Source organism: Enterobacter cloacae complex sp. ECL72 (assembly GCF_019056635.1).
In the GTDB taxonomy this organism is placed as follows: domain Bacteria; phylum Pseudomonadota; class Gammaproteobacteria; order Enterobacterales; family Enterobacteriaceae; genus Enterobacter; species Enterobacter hormaechei_C.
The window spans coordinates 213,472-235,819 of record NZ_CP077659.1; the positions used below are offsets into that span (position 1 = coordinate 213,472).

General features: G+C 54.6%; 16 protein-coding genes. 8 read left to right on the plus strand and 8 right to left on the minus strand.

The annotated features are described in order from the left end of the window. Nucleotides 1–2: 2 nt before the first annotated feature. A complete protein-coding gene (locus KTH07_RS01080; RefSeq protein ID WP_015572641.1) occupies nucleotides 3–1,745 on the minus strand; it encodes a class I mannose-6-phosphate isomerase in 1,743 nt (580 codons plus the stop codon). A 188-nt stretch (nucleotides 1,746–1,933) separates the two neighbouring features. Here KTH07_RS01080 and KTH07_RS01085 point away from each other — a divergent pair, with 188 nt between their 5' ends. The 5 genes from KTH07_RS01085 (at nucleotide 1,934) to KTH07_RS01105 (ending at nucleotide 9,115) form a co-directional block, all read left to right on the plus strand. Next, nucleotides 1,934–2,941 carry a LacI family DNA-binding transcriptional regulator gene (locus KTH07_RS01085; RefSeq protein WP_015572642.1) on the plus strand — a complete coding sequence of 336 codons (1,008 nt, stop codon included), beginning with the start codon at nucleotides 1,934–1,936 and terminating at the stop codon, nucleotides 2,939–2,941. 132 nt (nucleotides 2,942–3,073) lie between these two features. After that, on the plus strand, nucleotides 3,074–3,895 hold the full coding sequence (gene dapB / locus KTH07_RS01090; RefSeq protein WP_032620890.1) for a 4-hydroxy-tetrahydrodipicolinate reductase: 822 nt from the start codon (nucleotides 3,074–3,076) through the stop codon (nucleotides 3,893–3,895). Nucleotides 3,896–4,349: 454 nt separating this feature from the next. Continuing rightward, complete coding sequence (carA, locus tag KTH07_RS01095; RefSeq protein ID WP_023295905.1) at nucleotides 4,350–5,498, plus strand: glutamine-hydrolyzing carbamoyl-phosphate synthase small subunit; 1,149 nt, start codon at nucleotides 4,350–4,352, stop codon at nucleotides 5,496–5,498. An 18-nt stretch (nucleotides 5,499–5,516) separates the two neighbouring features. Continuing rightward, on the plus strand, nucleotides 5,517–8,741 hold the full coding sequence (carB, locus tag KTH07_RS01100; RefSeq protein WP_023295906.1) for a carbamoyl-phosphate synthase large subunit: 3,225 nt from the start codon (nucleotides 5,517–5,519) through the stop codon (nucleotides 8,739–8,741). Between the two features lie 140 nt (nucleotides 8,742–8,881). Then, nucleotides 8,882–9,115: a YgdI/YgdR family lipoprotein gene (locus tag KTH07_RS01105; RefSeq protein WP_003856439.1), complete on the plus strand. Its 234-nt coding sequence runs from the start codon at nucleotides 8,882–8,884 to the stop codon at nucleotides 9,113–9,115. A gap of 48 nt (nucleotides 9,116–9,163) precedes the next feature. On the opposite strand, the gene KTH07_RS01110 is transcribed toward KTH07_RS01105, so the two are convergent. Next, entirely contained in the window at nucleotides 9,164–12,139 is a 2,976-nt protein-coding gene (locus tag KTH07_RS01110) for an autotransporter outer membrane beta-barrel domain-containing protein (RefSeq protein WP_174570138.1), read from the minus strand. A 371-nt stretch (nucleotides 12,140–12,510) separates the two neighbouring features. Here KTH07_RS01110 and kefF point away from each other — a divergent pair, with 371 nt between their 5' ends. From kefF to folA, 3 genes are all read left to right on the plus strand, one after another. Further along, complete coding sequence (kefF, locus tag KTH07_RS01115) at nucleotides 12,511–13,041, plus strand: glutathione-regulated potassium-efflux system oxidoreductase KefF (protein WP_032620894.1); 531 nt, start codon at nucleotides 12,511–12,513, stop codon at nucleotides 13,039–13,041. Then, the gene (gene kefC, locus KTH07_RS01120) at nucleotides 13,034–14,899 is read left to right on the plus strand and encodes a glutathione-regulated potassium-efflux system protein KefC (RefSeq protein WP_023295908.1); all 1,866 of its coding nucleotides are present in this window, start codon (nucleotides 13,034–13,036) and stop codon (nucleotides 14,897–14,899) included. Before kefF ends, kefC begins: the two co-directional genes overlap by 8 nt. Nucleotides 14,900–15,013: 114 nt before the next feature. Then, on the plus strand, nucleotides 15,014–15,493 hold the full coding sequence (folA, locus tag KTH07_RS01125) for a type 3 dihydrofolate reductase (protein ID WP_003856431.1): 480 nt from the start codon (nucleotides 15,014–15,016) through the stop codon (nucleotides 15,491–15,493). Nucleotides 15,494–15,532: 39 nt separating this feature from the next. Here the strand turns inward: folA and apaH are convergent, their stop codons facing one another. From apaH to lptD, 6 genes are read right to left on the minus strand one after another with little or no spacing between them, the layout of a single operon-like run. Then, nucleotides 15,533–16,381, minus strand: a complete 849-nt coding sequence (gene apaH, locus KTH07_RS01130; protein WP_015572649.1) for a bis(5'-nucleosyl)-tetraphosphatase (symmetrical) ApaH — start codon at nucleotides 16,379–16,381, stop codon at nucleotides 15,533–15,535. Between the two features lie 4 nt (nucleotides 16,382–16,385). Next, nucleotides 16,386–16,763, minus strand: a complete 378-nt coding sequence (gene apaG / locus KTH07_RS01135) for a Co2+/Mg2+ efflux protein ApaG (RefSeq protein ID WP_003856425.1) — start codon at nucleotides 16,761–16,763, stop codon at nucleotides 16,386–16,388. A gap of 3 nt (nucleotides 16,764–16,766) precedes the next feature. Then, nucleotides 16,767–17,588 carry a 16S rRNA (adenine(1518)-N(6)/adenine(1519)-N(6))-dimethyltransferase RsmA gene (gene rsmA, locus KTH07_RS01140; protein ID WP_032620900.1) on the minus strand — a complete coding sequence of 274 codons (822 nt, stop codon included), beginning with the start codon at nucleotides 17,586–17,588 and terminating at the stop codon, nucleotides 16,767–16,769. Continuing rightward, nucleotides 17,585–18,571: a 4-hydroxythreonine-4-phosphate dehydrogenase PdxA gene (gene pdxA / locus KTH07_RS01145; RefSeq protein ID WP_032620901.1), complete on the minus strand. Its 987-nt coding sequence runs from the start codon at nucleotides 18,569–18,571 to the stop codon at nucleotides 17,585–17,587. Before pdxA ends, rsmA begins: the two co-directional genes overlap by 4 nt. Beyond that, the gene (surA, locus tag KTH07_RS01150) at nucleotides 18,571–19,857 is read right to left on the minus strand and encodes a peptidylprolyl isomerase SurA (protein WP_017383803.1); all 1,287 of its coding nucleotides are present in this window, start codon (nucleotides 19,855–19,857) and stop codon (nucleotides 18,571–18,573) included. Before surA ends, pdxA begins: the two co-directional genes overlap by 1 nt. 53 nt (nucleotides 19,858–19,910) lie before the next feature. After that, entirely contained in the window at nucleotides 19,911–22,262 is a 2,352-nt protein-coding gene (gene lptD / locus KTH07_RS01155) for an LPS assembly protein LptD (RefSeq protein WP_017383802.1), read from the minus strand. Between the last annotated feature and the right edge of the window lie 86 nt (nucleotides 22,263–22,348).

Genomic DNA, 22,348 nt, shown 5'->3' on the forward strand with positions numbered 1-22,348 from the left:
CGTTAGCTCCTTACCCAGGCTTTGATAGTCGCGAGGGGGTGTCCGGAAGCACGGGCTGAAGGTGAAATGCGATAGTCACCTACGCTTGCCGGAATGATGAAGGTTTCGGCGTAATGGACGGTAAACGGCTCAAATGCACCGGTTGGGCTGTCGACAATTGCTTCGTCGCCCTCTACCAGATTCAGCACGTTCACGCCGCCGCCGGTGTGGTGCAAAACGGGTTCGCTAAACCAGTGGCGGCGGGTTTCGATAAATTCACGCTCGTGCAGGCCAGTACGCTCTTCACGCCAGCCGTTTCCTTCCGCGACAGGTTCGAACTGATTCACCAGATGCTGATGAACCCACTGCGCGTCGCGCTGCCAGTCGATCACCTTTTCACCGTGCTCCAGGTGTACCGGGCGCGGCAGCCCGTCCAGGCCCAGGCGGCCCCAGTCCCACAGTTTGAAGGTGAAAATATACGGCGTAGCGCTGATCTCCAGCACCATGGTTCCCGCGCCGGAGCAGTGCACCGTCCCAGCCGGGATCAGGAAATGATCGTGCTTTTTTGCCGGGATCTGATTAACGAAGCGGTCGTCATCAAACGGTTTTTCACCGCGACCCGCGCGCCTGAGATCGTCCATCATGGCCTCAGGGTCTGTGCCGGTTTTGGTCCCCAGATAGACGACGGCACCCGGCTCCGCTTCCAGAATGTAATAACTCTCATCCTGGGTATAGTGCATCCCAAACTGTTGCTGGATGTACTCGGTAATGGGGTGGACCTGGAAGCTCAGATTCTGGCCACCCATGGTGTCGAGGAAGTCAAAACGGATCGGGAATTCCGCGCCGAAACGTGCGTGAACTTTCTCGCCCAGCAGAGCACGGGGCTCAAGCAAAACCAGATCCTGAGAGGGGATCTCGATCCGCACTGCGCCAAAACGCAGTAACAGGCTGTTCTCCTCGGGCACGCAGTCAAAACACCACGCGTAATTGGGTGCAGAGGGATCGAGATCGAATTGCTGTTTCATCCACTGGCCGCCCCAGACGCCAGGATCGAAAAAGGGCGCCACGCGGAAAGGCTGGGTGGTAGTTTGCTTCAGCCCGGCTCGCAGGGCCTCGCCGCTGACCATCGCGGGCTGGTTCGTCTGGGTTGTATCCAGTAAAAAATCGGTGCGCCTGAGCAGCGGTGTTTTGTGGCGATCGAAGACGCGCCATTCGACAAAAAAGGCGCGCTTGTAGCGACGAAGCATATCTTCCTGCTGATTATCTGCGCCCCAGTTCCCAGTCTCACCCCGGCGCATACGCTGCTGGATCTCCCAGCGCGGCAGATCGGCATACACCAGCACATCACCCGGATGGACAAGCGTCGCACCGGGTCCGTAGATCACAATCAGCCCCCCGGAACACTGGTTCACCTGAACCTGCAACGCCTCCAGACGCGCGGGATCGAAAAACTCTCCAAGCTGGTGGCAGGAGAGAACGCCAAAGACGCGATCGTCTGTGAGGTTGCGCGCCAGCATCTCATGAATGGCACACTCATCCCGTCGCGCCTGTTCAGCATTGATCGCCAGCGTCGGGCGTAGACGCGGCAGCACGTTCTCTTCAAGCTCGGTCATGCGCACGCCCGGATAGCAGTCAATCACCAGCACCGTGCGGCTGCGCTGTTGGGTTTGTGACTCAAGAACGCGGGTTATTGCTTCCCAGCCTTGCCAGGCGCTGTCATCAAAACCCTGTATCGCCACCGTGGGGAATTTGTCGTAGGTTGTCATTGTATCCTCCGTAATCGTTATTTAAGGTTATTCGATTAACCGTATTTGAGAAGAGTGGTTAACGCGATTAACCCGCCATAAATGCGAATCGAATCCAGAACAACAGCGGTAATGTGAAGAGTCTCACAGGGAAAAATGCAAAAAAACAGGTTATTCGATTAACCTGTAGTGATGATGAAGGAGACAACATGACGGGAATTACACTGGCCGATGTCGCGAAACGCGCCGGCGTGTCAACGGCGACGGTCTCGATGGTGCTCTGCAACAAAGGCCGCATTTCGCAAAGCACGCGCGAACGTGTGCTTAAGGCGCTGGATGAATCCGGCTATGTCTATAACCAGACGGCAGCCAATTTACGTAACCGCAGCAGTAACCAGGTCGGGCTGCTCTTGCACGATATCACCAACCCTTTTTACAGCGAGATGACGGCAGGGCTAAGTCATGAAATGGAGCGCCACGAGCTGATGCTTTTTCTGGCGAATAGCGAGGAATCGGCAGAGCGACAGCAAAAATTTGTTGATTCACTGATGCGTAATAACGTCGGCGGTATGGTGCTGTGTGCGGCTCGGGAAACGCCCCAGGCCTTTTTTGAGGGTCTGAAGCGGCGCAATATTCCGGCAATCATGGTTGTGCGCCCGCTGAACGATCCGGATTTTGATTTTGTCGGAACGGATAACTTCTTAGGCACGCAGATGGCGACGGAGCATCTGCTCAGAATGGGCCATCGGCATATTGCGTTCATTGGAGGGAGCCAGAATTCGGGCTCTCGGGCGCAGCGTATCGGGGGCTTTACCAGCAAGCTGCTGGAGTACGGCGTGACGCCGAATCCTGCCTGGATCAGAACCTCTCACGCCAGCCAAAGCGACGGCGCGCGCGTGGCAGAGGCGTTACTTCTCGAGCATCCACACATCAGTGCGGCGATTTGCTATCAGGATGTTGTGGCGCTGGGGGTGATGCAAAGCTTACGCAAGATGGGCCGTGAGCCGGGACGTGATTTTGCGCTGGTCGGTTTCGATGATATTACCGAAGCGGCTCTGGTGCAGCCCGCATTGACCACCGTATCGGTGGCGGCGAAAGAGATTGGTCGTAAGGCAGGGGAGTTACTTTACAGCCGCATACAGGGCAACGACGAACCCGCCAAACGAATCATTCTGCCGCCTGCGCTGGTGGTGCGGGAATCATGCGGTTTTCGCTGACGATCATGTCTTTCACTGATATCTCACCCTGTTTATCATTAAATTCTAATTATCGGCGTTTTCTGTGGCAGCCTGTGCAAAGGCTGGTTAATCTGAAAACGATTTACATCATTTTAACGTAAGAGAATAACTATGCATGATGCACAGATCCGCGTCGCCATTGCGGGCGCGGGTGGACGTATGGGCCGTCAGCTGATTCAGGCGGCACTACAGATGGATGGCGTGGCGCTTGGCGCGGCGCTGGAGCGTGAAGGTTCATCGCTTTTGGGAGCCGATGCAGGCGAGCTGGCAGGCGCAGGTCAAACGGGCGTTACCGTGCAGAGCAGCCTTGAGGCGGTGAAAGAAGACTTTGACGTGTTTATCGATTTTACCCGCCCTGAAGGCACGTTGGCTCACCTGGCGTTTTGCCGTCAGCACGGTAAAGGGATGGTGATTGGCACCACCGGTTTTGACGAGGTCGGTAAGCAAGCCATTCAGGATGCGTCCACTGAGATTGCGATTGTCTTTGCGGCAAACTTTAGCGTGGGGGTAAACGTCATGCTGAAACTGCTGGAGAAGGCGGCGAAGGTGATGGGCGACTACACCGACATTGAAATCGTCGAAGCGCACCATCGCCACAAAGTCGATGCTCCGTCAGGCACGGCGCTGGCAATGGGCGAAGCGATTGCGTGTGCAATGGATAAAGATTTGAAAGACATCGCGGTCTATTCTCGCGAAGGCCACACTGGCGAGCGCGTGCCTGGCACCATTGGGTTTGCCACCGTTCGCGCGGGTGATATCGTCGGTGAACATACCGCTATGTTCGCCGATATTGGCGAAAGGATCGAAATCACTCATAAAGCATCCAGCCGCATGACATTTGCAAACGGGGCGGTACGTTCGGGATTGTGGCTGAAAGGTAAGCGTAATGGTCTTTTTGATATGCGAGATGTCCTCGAACTCAACAATTTGTAAGCATTATTACCCTTCGTGATGTGGTTATTGCAGTCGTAATTACTTGATTGCATAGGGCAATATTTTATTGCCCTTTTATTTTGTCTATTTGGGGTATTTATTGTGTCTAACTTATTTAAAGTAAGTGTTTTATCAATAATTTCTGTTGCTGAACTGTAAATTTTGACCATTTGGTCCACTTTTTATTCCTGCAAGACGTTCCTTTCTATTAAACTGCATGCGCAAGCGGTTTCCACAGTGATTTAGTTGATCTTTTTGCCGCTTAATCTGATTTCAGACCGCCAGGCTTGCAAAAGAATATACAAAACTCCCGTTTTAAGTTGACTTTTACATGGCAAATCCCCAGAATGCCGCCGTTTGCCAAAAATCCGCTGGCAACACATTTGCATTGATCCATGACATGGTTATGAATTAATATGCAAATAAAGTGAGTGAATATTCTCTGGAGGGTGTTTTGATTAAGTCAGCGCTATTGGTTCTGGAAGACGGAACCCAGTTTATCGGTCGGGCCATAGGGGCAACGGGTTCGGCGGTTGGGGAAGTCGTTTTCAATACTTCAATGACCGGTTATCAAGAAATCCTCACTGATCCTTCCTATTCTCGCCAAATCGTTACTCTTACTTATCCTCATATCGGCAATGTCGGCACCAATGCGGCTGACGAAGAATCCTCTCAGGTACATGCGCAAGGCCTGGTCATTCGCGACCTGCCGCTGATTGCCAGCAACTTCCGCAACACCGAAGACCTCTCTTCTTACCTGAAGCGCCACAACATTGTGGCGATTGCCGATATCGATACCCGTAAGCTGACGCGTCTGCTGCGCGAGAAGGGTGCACAAAACGGTTGTATCATCGCAGGGGATAACCTCGATGCGACGCTGGCGCTGGAAAAAGCGAAAGCCTTCCCGGGACTGAACGGTATGGACCTGGCGAAAGAAGTGACCACCGCTGAAGCCTACAGCTGGACGCAGGGAAGCTGGACGCTGGAAGGCGACCTGCCGGAAGCGAAACCGGAAAGCGAGCTGCCGTTCCACGTGGTGGCCTACGATTTTGGCGCCAAGCGCAACATCCTGCGTATGCTGGTTGACCGTGGCTGCCGCCTGACGGTGGTTCCGGCGAAAACCTCTGCTGAAGATGTTCTGAAGATGAACCCGGACGGCATCTTCCTCTCTAACGGTCCTGGCGACCCGGCGCCGTGCGACTACGCTATCGACGCCATCAAGTCCTTCCTTGAAACCGACATCCCAGTATTCGGCATCTGTCTCGGCCATCAGCTGCTGGCGCTGGCGAGCGGAGCGAACACCGTCAAGATGAAGTTTGGCCACCACGGTGGTAACCACCCGGTGAAAGATATCGACAACAACACGGTGATGATCACCGCGCAGAACCACGGCTTCGCTGTGGATGAAGCGACGATGCCAGCTAACCTGCGCGTGACGCATAAGTCACTGTTCGATGGTACCTTGCAGGGTATCCATCGCACCGATAAGCCTGCGTTCAGCTTCCAGGGCCACCCTGAAGCCAGCCCGGGCCCACACGATGCCGCGCCGCTGTTCGATCACTTCATCGAACTTATCGAGCAATACCGTAAGACCGCTAAATAATCAGGAGCTGAGAAGACCATGCCAAAACGTACAGACATAAAAAGCATCCTGATCCTTGGCGCTGGCCCGATTGTCATCGGCCAGGCCTGCGAATTCGACTACTCCGGCGCGCAGGCGTGTAAAGCCCTGCGTGAAGAGGGTTACCGTGTCATCCTGGTAAACTCTAACCCGGCCACCATCATGACCGACCCGGAAATGGCGGATGCGACCTACATCGAGCCGATTCACTGGGAAGTGGTACGCAAAATTATCGAGAAAGAGCGTCCGGACGCGGTGCTGCCGACCATGGGCGGCCAGACGGCGCTGAACTGTGCGCTGGAGCTGGAGCGTCAGGGCGTGCTGGAAGAGTTCGGCGTGACCATGATCGGTGCGACCGCCGACGCGATTGATAAAGCAGAAGACCGTCGCCGCTTCGACGTGGCAATGAAAAAAATTGGCCTTGATACCGCACGTTCCGGTATCGCGCACAATATGGAAGAAGCGCTGGCCGTTGCGGCTGAAGTGGGTTATCCGTGCATCATCCGTCCTTCCTTCACCATGGGCGGCACCGGCGGCGGTATTGCCTACAACCGCGAAGAGTTTGAAGAAATTTGCGAGCGCGGCCTGGATCTCTCCCCAACCAAAGAGCTGCTGATTGATGAATCGCTGATTGGCTGGAAAGAGTACGAGATGGAAGTGGTGCGTGATAAAAACGACAACTGCATCATCGTCTGCTCCATCGAAAACTTCGACGCGATGGGGATCCACACCGGCGACTCCATCACCGTTGCGCCAGCTCAGACGCTGACCGACAAAGAGTACCAAATCATGCGTAACGCCTCGATGGCGGTACTGCGTGAAATCGGCGTGGAAACCGGCGGCTCTAACGTGCAGTTCTCGGTGAACCCGAAAACCGGCCGTCTGATTGTTATCGAAATGAACCCGCGCGTGTCCCGTTCCTCCGCACTGGCCTCCAAAGCCACCGGCTTCCCGATTGCGAAAGTGGCGGCGAAACTGGCGGTGGGTTACACCCTTGACGAGCTGATGAACGATATCACCGGCGGCCGCACGCCAGCGTCCTTCGAACCGTCCATCGACTACGTTGTGACCAAAATTCCACGCTTTAACTTCGAGAAATTCGTCGGTGCCAACGACCGTCTGACTACCCAGATGAAATCCGTTGGTGAAGTCATGGCGATTGGCCGCACGCAGCAGGAATCCCTGCAAAAAGCACTGCGCGGCCTGGAAGTGGGCGCGACCGGCTTTGACCCGAAAGTCAGCCTGGACGACCCGGAAGCGCTGACCAAAATCCGCCGCGAGCTGAAAGACGCGGGCGCAGAGCGTATCTGGTACATCGCCGATGCCTTCCGCGCGGGCCTGTCCGTCGACGGCGTATTTAACCTGACTAACATTGACCGCTGGTTCCTAGTGCAGATTGAAGAGCTGGTGCGCCTGGAAGAGAAAGTGGCGGAGCTGGGCATCAACGGCCTGGACGCAGACTTCCTGCGCATGCTGAAGCGTAAAGGCTTCGCCGATGCGCGTCTGGCTAAGCTGGCGGGCGTGCGTGAAGCGGAAATCCGCAAGCTGCGCGACCAGTACGACCTGCACCCGGTCTACAAGCGCGTGGACACCTGTGCGGCTGAATTCTCGACCGATACCGCATACATGTACTCCACCTATGAAGAGGAGTGCGAAGCGAACCCGTCCGTCGACCGCGACAAGATTATGGTGCTGGGCGGCGGTCCAAACCGTATCGGCCAGGGCATCGAGTTTGACTACTGCTGCGTACACGCCTCACTGGCGCTGCGCGAAGACGGTTACGAGACCATTATGGTCAACTGTAACCCGGAAACCGTCTCGACCGACTACGACACTTCCGACCGCCTCTACTTCGAGCCGGTCACCCTGGAAGACGTGCTGGAAATCGTGCGCATCGAGAAGCCAAAAGGCGTGATCGTGCAGTACGGCGGCCAGACTCCGCTGAAGCTGGCGCGCGCGCTGGAAGCAGCAGGTGTGCCGGTTATCGGCACCAGCCCGGATGCGATTGACCGTGCGGAAGACCGCGAGCGTTTCCAGCAGGCGGTTGACCGTCTCAAACTGAAACAGCCGGCGAACGCCACCGTGACCGCAATTGAAATGGCCGTTGAGAAAGCGAAAGAGATCGGCTACCCGCTGGTGGTGCGTCCATCCTACGTACTGGGCGGCCGCGCGATGGAAATCGTCTACGACGAAGCGGACCTGCGTCGCTACTTCCAGACGGCGGTGAGCGTTTCCAACGATGCGCCAGTGCTGCTCGACCGCTTCCTCGACGACGCGGTTGAAGTCGACGTGGATGCCATCTGCGACGGCGAAAGGGTGCTGATTGGCGGCATCATGGAGCACATCGAGCAGGCGGGCGTGCACTCCGGTGACTCCGCCTGTTCTCTGCCAGCGTACACCCTGAGCCAGGAGATTCAGGACGTAATGCGCCAGCAGGTGCAGAAGCTGGCCTTCGAGCTTCAGGTTCGCGGCCTGATGAACGTTCAGTTCGCGGTAAAAGACAACGAAGTCTATCTGATTGAAGTCAACCCGCGTGCGGCGCGTACCGTACCGTTCGTCTCCAAAGCGACCGGTATTCCGCTGGCGAAAGTGGCGGCGCGCGTGATGGCTGGCCAGACGCTGGCTCAGCAGGGCGTCACGAAAGAAATTATCCCGCCTTACTACTCGGTGAAAGAGGTGGTACTGCCGTTCAATAAATTCCCGGGCGTTGACCCGCTGTTAGGGCCAGAGATGCGCTCTACCGGGGAAGTGATGGGCGTTGGCCGTACCTTCGCAGAAGCGTTTGCGAAAGCGCAGCTGGGCAGTAGCTCCACCATGAGAAAATCTGGCCGTGCGCTGCTCTCCGTTCGCGAAGGCGATAAAGAGCGCGTGGTTGACCTGGCTGCCAAGCTGCTGAAACAGGGCTTCGAGCTGGACGCCACTCACGGTACGGCGATTGTGTTGGGTGAAGCGGGTATCAACCCGCGTCTGGTGAACAAAGTGCATGAAGGTCGTCCGCACATTCAGGACCGCATTAAGAATGGCGAGTACACCTACATCATTAACACCACCGCAGGTCGCCAGGCGATTGAAGACTCCAAACTGATTCGCCGCAGCGCGCTCCAGTACAAAGTGCATTACGACACCACCCTGAACGGCGGTTTCGCGACGGCCATGGCGCTGAATGCGGATGCCACCGAGAAGGTGATTTCGGTGCAGGAAATGCACGCTCAGATTAGCAAGTAACACACATTGCCCGGTGCCATCCGGTTACCGGGCAATTTTCCCATCTTAAGAACCTTCTGGTTTTTCATCCGCTTTCAGTCAGTTAGCCTAAAATAGTTAGGTCGATAACGAAAATTCAACTGAGAGCAGGGGAATACACCATGCAAAATAAACTACTGATCGCTTCCGTTCTGGCTGCCACCGCAATGTTCACCGTGGCGGGCTGTTCGTCCAATCAGGCCGTAAAAACCACCGATGGCAAAACGATTGTTACTGACGGGAAACCGCAGGTGGATGACGATACCGGTCTGGTATCGTACAAAAACGCCGAAACCGGTCAAACTGAACAGATTAACCGTGACCAGGTTAAATCAATGGGCGAGCTGGATAACTAAAAAAAAGCAGTGGCACATGCCACTGCTTTTTTGCTTCAGGATGATCGATTACCAGCGATGGTTTAACAAAATATGACCGCCGTAGGCGGCATAGCTGTTTTCACCCCACTCGCCGCTGGCACGAAGGGAGATCGTCGTGGTTTCGTTCAGGTTGCCGGTTAAGCCCAACTCTAACTGACCACGATCTTCCGGCGTATCGTTGCTGACGGTCTCGTCGTTGAATGCCAGATCGTTTTGACCAGCACCTTTCAACCAGTTAACCGCAACGTACGGCTGCCAGGCCTTGACGTCCTTCTGCTGGAAGTAGCTTGCTTTAACGCCGAGACGACCAAAGACGCTGTCATTGTCCAGGGTAGTGACGCGTACGCCGTCGCGATCGGTATGATTTTCCTGATCGAGATAGCTGTAAATCACCTGCGCCTGCGGCTCGATCTTCCAGGTGCGTTCATTTTCAGACTGGATTATCCACGCGTGGCCGACTTCAACAGACGCGGCGAAACCTTCACTATCGTAGTCTTCATCGTTGCGATTGCTGGTGACGTTGTTGTTGTACCAGCTGTAAGCGGCCCAGGTATCAACGTAGCTGCCCAGACGTAATTTCTGATCTTCCTGCCAGGTGGCGTACAGCCCAACATTGAAGCCATCAACCTTACCCTGTGCGTCACGTACGTTGTGCTTCGCATCAGAGTGGGTCTTCGCCTGGCCTGCACCGAACATCCCGCCAGCACGCAGGATACCGTTATCCATTGGCTTGCTCATGAAATCGCTGCCGACTTGCAGTACGGTGGTGGTGGTGTCGTAGCTGACTTTATCGCCACCCGCATCGTTCTCGTGATAGCGACCCTTAACGTACATCCAGGTGTTCAGGTCGTCTTCATTGCGGAAGGTGATCTGGTCGCGATCGTCACGCTTATGCAGGAACATGCCCTGTGCGGCAAGGTAGTTACCTAAGTAAGCACCCACTTCAGGTGCCATGACTTCCGGAGCATTGTTACCGCCGTTGTCAGTGTTGCCGCCGTTATCGGTGCTGCCGCCGTTATCGGTGCTGCCGCCGTTATCGGTGCTGCCGCCGTTATCGGTGTTGCCGCCGTTGTCGGTGTTGCCACCATCATCGGTGTTGCCACCGTTATCGGTGTTACCGCCATTGTCGGTGTTGCCACCATCATCGGTGTTGCCGCCGTTGTCGGTGTTATCGCCATCATCAGTATTGCCACCGTCATCGGTGTCGTCGGAAGGCTCATCAGAAGGCGTCGCCTTTGATTCCAGATACCAGTTGCCGTCACTGTGCTGGTAGAGGCTATATTCCCAGGCGCCTGCAACGACCGGTTTTGCCAGCGTCAGTTGGGCTTCGGAACTGCCGCCGATGCTGACAATTTCCATACCGTTAATGGTTTGCGCGCCTGCGCCGCCAATGTTGGTGATGCTGATGCCAGACTGACCGAAGCTGCTACCCGTAATAGTGAGGTGATCAGTTGGTGAATTATCTTCACCCAGGGTGCTGATCATCACGATCTGGCTACCGTCAGAGCCGGTGTAGTCGCCATTAATCGTAAAATTATTGCCAACGCTCTTATTAGCCGCACTGAGTAACAGCGTGCCGCCATTAGTCACGTTGCCGTTGATGGTATCGACGCCGGAAGCGCTGAGCGTGGAGTTACCCTGGACTGCATTCCATGCCGCCAGCGTACCGCCGCTAAGAACCGCGATGTTGTTGTTCACTTCGCCTGCGGTGGCAAAGGTCGCGCCATTTTCAACGGTAACGGTGGCGTTACTGCCCTTGACGCCGAGCGTTGCGCCGGTGGAGACCAGCGTGGTGCCGCCGTGCAGAACCGTATCCCCTGTATAGCTATTTTTGCCCGTCAGGGTCAGGGTGTTGGAATCAACTTTTTCGACGTTACCGCTACCGGTCATGTCGGTGGCGAAAGTGAAATCGCTTCCCTGGTTAAAAATGACGGTACCGTTGTTGGTGAGCCCACCGCTGAGGGTCGCGGTTTTTTCGCCATCGCCCAGTTGCAACGAAGCATCTTTGGCCACCCGTGTATTACCGGTATTCGATACCGCGCCTGACAGGGTTAACGCGCCCGTGTCTATCAGCAAGGAATCGCCAGAGCCAATAATATCGAGATCGCCCGACAGCGCCCAATTTTCGCCCATCATTTTTATACTGGCAAAACCGTCGCCTTCGTTCAGACCCACAAAGTTACTGTCTTCCGTACCGGTGCCGATCAGGGTGAGAGTGTTTCCCGTGGAATTGGTGGAAATAACGTCACCGATAAGAGTGGAACCCGTATCAAGCACCAGGGTGTTATTTTTATTGCTGGCAAACATAACAGCGGCTGTATCACCACTAATCGTTCCGCTATTCGTGATATCTACTTTTGCATTATTCGTTACATTAAAACCGTATTGCGCACCCTGCACGTTACCAGTATTTATGACCTTAGTGTTACCCTCGCTCAGAGCGATTCCATCATTCGCTGTGCCAGTGATCGTACCCGCATTATTAATGGCAACGCCTGCAAGTGCGTTCAGGCCAGTTTTACCTTTAATAACTCCGGTTGTGCTATTTGAAATACTTACAGCCGATGAGTTTTCACTAACGAATATACCATCCTCAAAAGCGGTTATATTCCCACGGTTGCTAATTTCACCTTGCATTGATTCAATACTAATAGCTGTAGCCGATTTCGATGTGATGGCGGCACCTTCCTCGTTATTCACCACAACACGTTGCGCGGCAGTATTTATATCCAGGCCAGTTTCCCTACCGGAAATATTCCCTTCGTTAGTGATATTATTGATAGTAAACCCAGTGACAGATACCGCCGCTTCACTATCTGCGGAAGATATCGTCACGTCTTTATTAATAACATATTCAGCATCGGCTGAGAAATCTTGAGGAACAGAAGTTGATTGGTCAATCGTTGCAGAAAACGCAACCGCAGGGGTGCATATCAACAAGGCAGGAAATATCTTTCCCAGAGTTTTGGTTGTATTATTTAATTGGGAGGGTTTGTTGCTCATGTACACATCCATTTGAGTGAGAAGGAATATTCGACACGTGTGTGAAACGTATATCGATCGCCTAAATAATGAGCTCAAAACAAAGAGCGTAAAATTATTATTTTTTCAATGGGTTATGTACAGACTGTTTTATTAAAGAATGACTTAAGGTCCTCTAAAAATATCTGTTGGCAATATGAGTTGTTACTATTATTTTGCGGCATGAATTTGTCGTACGCGTCGTTTTCTTTCTTTAGCGCCGTAATCGCTGTTAAGGTGGTGATGATTGCCAATACTTGCGATTTACTTTGAAGCGTAAGATGACCCCTTTAAGTCGGGGTGGTAACTGTCTACACTCATTGCTACAAGAAAAGTAAAAGACGGGCATATACATGATTCTGATAATTTATGCGCACCCCTATCCGCAGCACTCGCATGCGAATAAGCGGATGCTTGAGCAGGCAAGGACGCTTGAAAACGTAGAGATACGTTCCCTCTATCAACTCTATCCTGATTTCAATATCGATGTCGCCGCCGAACAGGAGGCGCTCTCCCGTGCCGATCTGATCGTCTGGCAGCATCCGATGCAGTGGTACAGCACGCCTCCGCTGCTGAAATTGTGGATCGACAAAGTTTTCTCCCACGGTTGGGCATATGGACACAACGGCAACGCGCTTCAGGGCAAAAGCCTGATGTGGGCTGTTACCACCGGCGGGGGGGAAAGCCACTTTGAGATTGGCGCCTTCCCCGGATTTGACGTGCTGGCGCAGCCGCTCCAGGCTACTGCCTTTTACTGCGGTCTGAACTGGCTTCCGCCTTTTGCGATGCACTGTACCTTTGTCTGCGACGATGAAACCTTGCAGGCGCAGGCTCGTCACTACAAACAACGTTTACTTGAGTGGCAGGAGACGCACAATGGATAGCCATACGCTGATACAGGCGCTGATTTACCTCGGCGCGGCGGCATTAATTGTGCCCGTGGCGGTTCGTCTGGGGCTGGGCTCGGTGCTCGGCTATCTGATTGCCGGGTGTGTGATTGGCCCCTGGGGCTTTCGGCTGGTGACGGATGCCGAGTCGATCCTGCATTTTGCGGAGATCGGCGTGGTGCTGATGCTGTTTGTGATTGGTCTGGAGCTGGATCCGCAGCGGCTGTGGAAACTGCGCGCCTCGGTGTTTGGCGGAGGCGCCCTGCAAATGCTGGCCTGCGGTCTGCTGTTGGGCGGGTTCTGCATTCTGCTGGGGATGGAGTGGAAAGTCGCAGAGCTGATCGGCATGACGCTGGCGCTCTCCTCGACGGCGATTGCCATGCAGGCAATGAACGAGCGTAATCTGACGGTGTCGCAAATGGGGCGCAGCACCTTCTCCGTACTGTTGTTCCAGGATATTGCCGCCATCCCGCTGGTGGCGATGATCCCGCTGCTGGCAGCCAGCGGCGCATCAACGACGCTGGGAGCATTTGCCTTATCAGCGCTGAAGGTTGCCGGTGCGCTGGCGCTGGTTGTTCTGCTTGGTCGCTACGTAACGCGTCCGCTGCTGCGCTTTGTTGCTCGCTCTGGCCTGCGCGAAGTATTCAGCGCCGTTGCGTTATTCCTGGTGTTTGGTTTTGGATTGCTGCTGGAAGAGGCCGGGCTGTCGATGGCAATGGGCGCCTTCCTCGCGGGGGTCTTACTGGCAAGCTCCGAATACCGTCACGCGCTGGAAAGCGATATCGAGCCGTTTAAAGGATTGCTGCTGGGGCTGTTTTTCATCGGCGTCGGGATGTCTATCGACTTCGGGACGCTGGTAACCCATCCGCTGCGCATCATCATTCTGCTGGTGGGTTTCCTGGTCATTAAAATGGCGATGCTGTGGCTGATTGCCCGCCCGTTAAATGTGCCAAAACCGCAACGCCGCTGGTTTGCCGTGCTGCTGGGGCAGGGGAGTGAGTTTGCTTTCGTTGTCTTTGGCGCAGCGCAGATGGCAAATGTACTTGATCCGGAATGGGCAAAAGCGCTGACGCTGGCGGTTGCGCTGTCGATGGCCGCAACGCCGATCCTGCTGGTGCTGCTGACGCGTCTGGAGAAAACGGGAAGCGAACAGGAGCGAGAAGCCGATGAGATCGACGAGGAGCAGCCGCGGGTGATCATCGCCGGATTTGGCCGCTTCGGGCAGATTACTGGCCGTTTACTGCTCTCCAGCGGTGTCAAAATGGTCATTCTCGATCACGATCCTGACCATGTCGATACGCTGCGTAAATTCGATATGAAAGTGTTTTACGGTGATGCGACCCGCGTCGATCTGCTGGAATCCGCCGGGGCGGCGAAAGCCGAGGTGTTGATTAATGCCATTGACGATCCAGAGACCAGTATGCAGATGGTTGAGCTGGTCAAAGAGCATTTTCCGCATCTGACCATTATCTCCCGTGCGCGCGATGTGGATCACTACATCCAGCTGCGTCAGGCGGGTGTGGCAGCCCCTGAACGTGAAACCTTCGAAGGGGCGCTCAAATCTGGCCGCATGGCGCTGGAAAGCCTGGGGCTTGGCGCGTATGAGGCACGTGAGCGTGCCGATCTGTTCCGCCGTTTTAATCATGAGATGGTGGAAGAGATGGTGGCGATGGCGAGCAGTACGGCAACCGAACGCGCTGCGGTGTTTAAACGCACCAGCACCATGCTGACGGAGATCATCAACGAGGATCGTAATCATCTGTCGCTGGTTCAGCGCCACGGCTGGCAAGGAACGGAAGAGGGCAAGCATACTGGTGATCCTGCGGATGAACCGGAGAGTAAACCCTCTGCGTGAAGTGGAGTTGCCAGCAATATTAAAAAATTTCTAATTCTTTACCCTGCCGCCAGTCGACGAAAGATTAAGCTTTCCGTATAGTGGCGGCAATTTTTTGCATCCGGGAAATTTTCAATGATCAGTCTGATTGCAGCGCTGGCGGTAGACCGCGTTATCGGCATGGAAAACGCCATGCCGTGGAACCTGCCTGCCGATCTCGCATGGTTTAAACGTACTACGTTAAACAAGCCGGTAGTGATGGGCCGCCTGACCTGGGAGTCGATTGGTCGTCCGCTGCCGGGTCGTAAGAATATTGTGATCAGTAGCCAGCCGGGCACTGACGATCGCGTTCAGTGGGTTAAGTCCGTAGATGAAGCCATTGCCGCCTGCGGCGATGCCGAAGAGATCATGGTGATCGGCGGGGGGCGTGTGTATGAGCAGTTCCTGCCAAAAGCGCAGAAACTGTATCTGACGCACATTGATGCGGAAGTGGAAGGGGATACCCATTTCCCGGATTACGATCCGGACGAGTGGGAGTCCGTATTCAGTGAGTTTCACGATGCGGATGCGCAGAACTCACACAGCTACTGCTTCGAAATTCTGGAACGTCGTTAACGGTTTTATCCTCTCCCCGAAGGGAGAGGATAAATATCTTCAGGAGGCGACTGCCTCACCCTCGCCTAAGTCCAGCTGTCGGTTGGATGGCTGCACAAAGTAAGTTTTATCTTCCCAGCGTAAGCAGGTTAAATCCCCGCCCCAGCAGCATCCGGTATCCAGCGCATAGATATTTTCCGGGGTGCCTTTTCCTTCCAGCGATGCCCAGTGTCCAAATACCACACTGTATTCGTTTGTCACGGGGCCCGGAATCGCAAACCATGGCTTAAGCGGCGCAGGGGCATTTTCAGGCGTATCTTTGCAATACATATCCAGTTGCCCGTTCGGGAAGCAGTAGCGCATCCGCGTAAAAGCATTGGTGATAAAACGCAGTCGCGCCAGGCCGCTGAGGTCATCACTCCAGTTATTCGGCATGTCGCCATACATCGCATCCAGGAAGAACGGATAGGAGTCGCTCGCCAGCACCGCTTCGGCGTCGCGCGCGCAGGTTTTTGCCGTCTCAAGATCCCACTGAGGCGTGATGCCGGCATGCGCCATCACCAGCTTTTTCTCTTCGTCAATCTGTAGCAGCGGCTGGCGACGCAGCCAGTTGAGCAACTCATCGGCATCCGGTGCTTCCAGCAGGGGGGTAATGCGATCTTTCGGCTTATTACGGCTGATCCCGGCGTATACGGCCAGCAGATGCAGATCGTGGTTGCCCAGCACCATGCGCACGCTGTCACCCAGCGATTTGACATAGCGGAGGACGTCCAGGGAACCGGGACCGCGCGCCACTAAGTCGCCCGTCAGCCAGAGCGTGTCCTGCCCGGGGGTGAAGTCGACCTGTTTTAATAATGCGATCAGTTCATCGTAGCAACCGTGAACGTCGCCAATCAGATATGTAGACATTAGATTAATGAATAAGTGTAGGTACGGCGAGACGGAATACGGGAATAGCAATGCGGAAAGCATTGCCGTCGGCATCGACCATTTCATAATGGCCCTGCATGGTACCCAGCGGCGTTTCAATTACCGCGCCGCTGGTGTACTGATACTCTTCGCCAGGGGCGATATGGGGTTGTTCACCGACCACGCCTTCGCCCTGGACTTCAATTTCACGGCCATTGCCGTTGGTGATAAGCCAGTAGCGCCCGAGCAGTTGCACAGGCATCCGCCCCAGATTGCGAATGGTTACGGTATAAGCAAAGACAAAACGTTCTTCATCCGGTGTGGATTGGGACTCAATGTAGACGCTTTGAACCTGAACACAGACGCGGGGCGAATCAATCATGGCTTAGCTCTCCTTCGGCGGCGCATTGTCGCTGATGTAATTAGCCAGCTTGCAGTACTGCTCTACGGAAATATTTTCCGCACGCATTGCCGGGTCGATGCCCAACTCAGCTAATACGTCAACGGTAAACAGATTGCCAAGGCTGTTACGAATCGTTTTACGGCGCTGGTTAAAGGCTTCTGTCGTGATACGGCTCAGTATACGCAGGTCTTTGACCGGGTACGGCATCGTTTTATGTGGCACCAGGCGCACAACCGCAGAATCTACTTTTGGCGGCGGCGTGAACGCGGAAGGCGGTACTTCTAATACCGGGATCACGTTGCAGTAATATTGCGCCATCACGCTTAAACGACCATACGCTTTACTGTTCGGCCCTGCAACCAGACGGTTAACGACCTCTTTTTGCAACATGAAGTGCATGTCGGCAATGGCATCAGTATAGCTAAACAGATGGAACATCAGCGGGGTGGAGATGTTGTACGGCAGGTTACCGAACACGCGCAGCGGCTGTCCCATTTTTTCTGACAGTTCGCCGAAGTTCATGGTCATCGCATCCTGTTGATAAATCGTCAGCTTCGGCCCGAGGAACGGGTGCGTTTGCAGACGTGCGGCCAGATCGCGGTCGAGTTCGATAACGGTCAGTTCGTCGAGGCGTTCGCCTACCGGCTCGGTCAGCGCGGCAAGACCCGGGCCGATTTCGACCATGGCCTGACCTTTCTGCGGATTAATGGCAGAAACGATACTGTCGATCACAAACTGATCGTTGAGGAAGTTTTGCCCGAAGCGTTTACGGGCTAAGTGGCCCTGATGGACTCGATTAGTCATTGAGTATTAACAATCATTTTGATGGCGAGATTAAGCGCCGTAATAAAACTGCCGACATCCGCTTTTCCCTGGCCTGCCAGATCCAGCGCAGTACCGTGGTCAACGGACGTTCGAATAAAGGGTAAACCGAGGGTGATATTCACCCCGCGGCCAAAGCCCTGGTATTTTAGCACGGGCAGACCCTGATCGTGGTACATCGCGAGTACGGCGTCGGCATTATCCAGGTATTTGGGCTGGAAAAGGGTGTCGGCAGGCAGAGGCCCGCTGAGGTTCATCCCCTTCGCCCGCATCTCCTCAAGCACCGGAATGATGATGTCGATCTCTTCGGTGCCCATATGTCCGCCCTCACCCGCGTGCGGATTCAGGCCGCAAACCAGCACATGCGGCTGCGGAATGCCGAATTTGGTTTGCAGATCGTGATGCAAAATGCCAATGATCTCACGCAGGAGTTCAGGCGTAATGGCATCCGGAATGGCTTTGATCGGCAGGTGCGTTGTTACCAGCGCAACGCGCATTGCTTCGGTTGCCAGCATCATCACCACTTTCGGGCTGTGCGAACGCTCTTCGAAAAATTCGGTATGCCCGGTAAACGGAATGCCCGCGTCATTGATCACGCCTTTATGCACCGGACCGGTGATCAGGGCGGCAAATTCGCCCTGAAGGCAACCGTCACAGGCGCGCGCCAGCGTCTCGACAACGTAGTGGCCGTTTTCGGTGTGTAACTCACCGGGGACAACAGGCGCACGGAGCGGAACAGAAAGCAGGGTGAGAGTACCCGCCTGCTGCGGTGCGGGCTGTTGGCCTTCAACGTAAGGGAGGAGCGTTAAAGGCAGACCGAGCAAAGCTGCCCGGTCTTGTAACAGTGTTGCATCTGCGCAGACAACCAACTCTACCGGCCAGCTGCGCTGGGCGAGCTGAACCACAAGGTCAGGCCCAATCCCGGCGGGTTCGCCGGGGGTGATCACAACACGATGCGGTTTCATCAGTTGCTCAACACTTTCACGTAAGCGCTGGCGCGTTGTTCCTGCATCCAGGTTGCGGCTTCTTCAGAGAACTTACGGTTAAACAGCATGCGATACGCACGGTCTTTCTGCGCCGCGTCGGTTTTATCCACGTTGCGCGTGTCCATCAGCTGGATCAGATGCCAGCCGAAGGAGGAGTGTACCGGCGCGCTCATCTGGCCTTTATTCAGCTTCATTAACGCATCGCGGAAAGCCGGATCGTAAATATCCGCTGCCGCCCAACCCAGGTCACCGCCCTGGTTTGCAGAGCCAGGATCCTGAGAGAACTCTTTTGCCGCTTTATCGAAGGTGGTTTTACCGCTCTTGATGTCTGCCGCGATCTGTTCCAGCTTCGCACGAGCCTGATCGTCAGTCATGATCGGAGACGGCTTAAGCAGGATATGACGCGCATGCACTTCGGTAACCGAAATGTTCTGGCTCTGGCCGCGCAGGTCGTTCACTTTCAGAATGTGGAAGCCCACACCGGAACGGATTGGACCGACGATGTCGCCTTTCTTCGCCGTGCTCAGCGCCTGGGCAAACAGGGATGGCAGCTCCTGAATACGCCCCCAGCCCATCTGGCCGCCTTTCAGCGCCTGCTGGTCAGCGGAATAGGTGATCGCCAGCTTGCCGAAGTCATCGCCATTACGCGCCTGCTCAACGATAGCGCGCGCCTGGCTTTCCGCCTCAGCCGCCTGATCGGAGGTTGGGTTTTCCGGCAGTGGGATCAGGATGTGGCTCAGGTTAAGCTCAGTGCTGGCATCATTCTGATTCCCTACCTGTTTTGCCAGGGCATCCACTTCCTGAGGCAGGATGGTGACGCGGCGACGGACTTCATTGTTACGCACTTCTGAAATCAGCATCTCTTTACGGATCTGATTACGGTAGGTGGCATAGCTGATGCCGTCGTAGGCCAGGCGGCTACGCATCTGATCCGGGGTAATGTTGTTCTGCTTTGCAATGTTGGCGATCGCCTGATCGAGCTGCTCGTCAGAGATCGTCACGCCCATTTTCTGGCCCATCTGAAGAACAATCTGATCCATGATCAGACGCTCCAGGATCTGGTGGCGCAGCGTAGCGTCATCCGGAAGCTGTTGACCTGCTTCGCCCGAGTTGAGCTTTACAGATTTCATCAAACCGTCAACGTCACTTTCAAGCACGACGCCGTTGTTAACCACAGCCGCGACTTTATCGACAACCTGTGGGGCCGCGAAGCTGGTATTCGCAACCATAGCGACACCGAGTAGCAGCGTTTTCCAGTTCTTCATACTTTTTCCATTTCAATTAACCGCAAAGCGGATTACGTTGTAAATCAAGCACATTACAATGAACTACGATACGGCAGAATGTTCGAGCGCAGCATCTGCTGCGTGCCCAGACCGTAGTTAGAACTCAGGCCGCGCAACTCGATATTAAAGCCGATCACGTTATCATATTTGCCCTGACTGTTTTGCGTATCCCAGCCGTTAAGTTTGCGTTCGTAACCGACACGTATTGCGTAACAGCAGGAGTTGTATTGCAGACCCAGCATCTGGTCAGCAGGTTTTTGGGCATTCGTGTCATAGTAGTAGGCCCCGACGACTGACCAACGATCGGCGATCGGCCAGCTCGCGGCGGTACCCACCTGTGAAATACCGTCTTTGTATTGGTCTGTATTCGCATAGTTTGGCAGCGTCGCCTGGATATACTCCGGGCTGGCGTAACGGTACGTCAACTGCAACATGCGGTCTTCATCACGACGGTATTCGATGGCTGCGCTGCCCGTCGCGATATTGTCCAGTCGTGTATCGTACTGAACACCACCGCGCAGACCCCAACGATCCGTCATGCGCCAGTAGGTGTCGCCCGCCCATACCAGTGAGCCCGTTTTGTTGTCTTTCTCCCAGTTAATGTCGTCATCACCGGTACGAGACTCGGTGAAATAGTAGATTTGACCAACAGAAACGTTAAAACGTTCAACGGCAGCATCATCATATACGCGCGTTGTGACGCCAGTCGTTAACTGGTTAGCAGACGCAATACGGTCAAGCCCGCCGTAGGTACGGTCACGGAACAGGCCGCTGTAGTCTGATTGCAGGAAGGAAGAGTCGTAGTTTTGAATTTTGCTCTGATCGCGATAAGGCACATACAGATACTGCATACGCGGCTCAAGCGTCTGGGTGTATCCATCGGCGAGAAGGCCCATATCACGTTCGAAGATCAGCTTCCCGTCCATTTTGAATTGCGGAAGCGTACGGTTTACCGACTCTTCAAGATCGGTGCCATAGCGTTTGTTATACCAGTCCAGATTTTTCTGCTGGTAGTGGGTGGCCATCAGCTTAGCTTCGGTATTCAGGCTCGCCCAGTCGTTTGACCACGGCAGATTGATCGTCGGCTCGATATGCAGACGCGTTGATTCCGGCATATCCGAGTTGGTGTTGACGAAATGGACCGCCTGAGCATAAACGCGCGTGTCGAAAGGACCCACATCGTTCTGGTACCAGTTCACGTCCAGCTGCGGCTCGGCACCATAGGTACTACGCGATTGTGTATCAAATACCTGGAACTGTTTGGTCGACACCGTCGCGTCAAAGTTCTCAATGGCGTAGCCCACGCTGAATTTCTGCGTGGCGTAACCGTCGGTACTGGAGCCGTATTTAGAATCAAAGTCGTTGAAGTAATACGGATCGCTGACTTTGGTGTAGTCGATGTTGAAACGCCACACCTGATCCAATACCCCGGCGTGCTTCCAGTAGTACATCCAGCGGTGCTTATCACCTTCGCTCGGATGCTCGTCCTGGAACACCTTATCTGATGGCAGATAATCAAATTCCATCAGACCCGCGCCCGCCTTGGTCAGATAGCGGAATTCGTTCTCCCACATGATGTTACCGCGCTTATGGATATAGTGCGGCGTGATCGTGGCGTCCATGTTGGGCGCAATGTTCCAGTAGTACGGCAGGTAGAACTCAAAGTAGTTCGACGTGCTGTACTTGGCGTTCGGGATCAGGAAACCTGAACGACGTTTGTCACCCACAGGCAGTTGCAGGTAAGGGCTATAGAAAATGGGCACCGGGCCGAGTTTAAAACGGGCGTTCCAGATCTCTGCAACCTGTTCTTCACGGTCGTGGATCACTTCACTGCCCACAACGCTCCAGGTATTTGACCCTGGCAAACAGGAGGTAAACGTGCCGTTTTCGAGAATGGTGTAGCGGTTTTCGCCGCGCTGCTTCATCAGGTCCGCGGTACCGCGCCCCTGACGACCGACCATCTGGTAATCACCTTCCCAGACGTTGGTGTCTTTGGTATTCAGATTCGACCAGGCTTTCGGACCTTTCAGGATGACCTGATTGTCGTCATAGTGCACATTACCCAGCGCATCCACCGTACGGACAGGCGCCTGAGCACCTTCCGGTTGCTTCTGGTGCAATTGCACTTCGTCAGCAAGCAGGCGACTGTTTCCCTGGTTAATATCGACATTGCCCGTAAAGGTCGCATTGTCAGGATAATTACCTTTTGCACTGTCGGCATTAATGGTGACGGGTAAGTCATTCGTATCGCCTTTCACCAGTGGGCGATTGTAACTTGGGACGCCAAGCATACACTGCGAGGCGAGATCGGCTGCGAGCCCCTGTTGGCTATACAGGGCGGTGCCAATCATTGTGGCCAGAAGGGTGGGGATACGTTTTTTCATACGTTGTATTTTATTGTTCCGTCATCAGTGGCTACGGCTTACAAACGCTCAGAGACTATCTTACTCATCAGCGCAGTACCAGCGTT

What these genes read in the sequence shown, in the direction of transcription:
- KTH07_RS01080 (WP_015572641.1), bottom strand. Translation starts at nt 1,745, where the DNA reads ATGACAACCTACGACAAATTCCCCACGGTGGCGATACAGGGTTTTGAT.
- KTH07_RS01085 (WP_015572642.1), top strand. Translation starts at nt 1,934, where the DNA reads ATGACGGGAATTACACTGGCCGATGTCGCGAAACGCGCCGGCGTGTCA.
- dapB (WP_032620890.1), top strand. Translation starts at nt 3,074, where the DNA reads ATGCATGATGCACAGATCCGCGTCGCCATTGCGGGCGCGGGTGGACGT.
- carB (WP_023295906.1), top strand. Translation starts at nt 5,517, where the DNA reads ATGCCAAAACGTACAGACATAAAAAGCATCCTGATCCTTGGCGCTGGC.
- KTH07_RS01105 (WP_003856439.1), top strand. Translation starts at nt 8,882, where the DNA reads ATGCAAAATAAACTACTGATCGCTTCCGTTCTGGCTGCCACCGCAATG.
- KTH07_RS01110 (WP_174570138.1), bottom strand. Translation starts at nt 12,139, where the DNA reads ATGAGCAACAAACCCTCCCAATTAAATAATACAACCAAAACTCTGGGA.
- kefF (WP_032620894.1), top strand. Translation starts at nt 12,511, where the DNA reads ATGATTCTGATAATTTATGCGCACCCCTATCCGCAGCACTCGCATGCG.
- kefC (WP_023295908.1), top strand. Translation starts at nt 13,034, where the DNA reads ATGGATAGCCATACGCTGATACAGGCGCTGATTTACCTCGGCGCGGCG.
- folA (WP_003856431.1), top strand. Translation starts at nt 15,014, where the DNA reads ATGATCAGTCTGATTGCAGCGCTGGCGGTAGACCGCGTTATCGGCATG.
- apaH (WP_015572649.1), bottom strand. Translation starts at nt 16,381, where the DNA reads ATGTCTACATATCTGATTGGCGACGTTCACGGTTGCTACGATGAACTG.
- apaG (WP_003856425.1), bottom strand. Translation starts at nt 16,763, where the DNA reads ATGATTGATTCGCCCCGCGTCTGTGTTCAGGTTCAAAGCGTCTACATT.
- rsmA (WP_032620900.1), bottom strand. Translation starts at nt 17,588, where the DNA reads ATGACTAATCGAGTCCATCAGGGCCACTTAGCCCGTAAACGCTTCGGG.
- pdxA (WP_032620901.1), bottom strand. Translation starts at nt 18,571, where the DNA reads ATGAAACCGCATCGTGTTGTGATCACCCCCGGCGAACCCGCCGGGATT.
- surA (WP_017383803.1), bottom strand. Translation starts at nt 19,857, where the DNA reads ATGAAGAACTGGAAAACGCTGCTACTCGGTGTCGCTATGGTTGCGAAT.
- lptD (WP_017383802.1), bottom strand. Translation starts at nt 22,262, where the DNA reads ATGAAAAAACGTATCCCCACCCTTCTGGCCACAATGATTGGCACCGCC.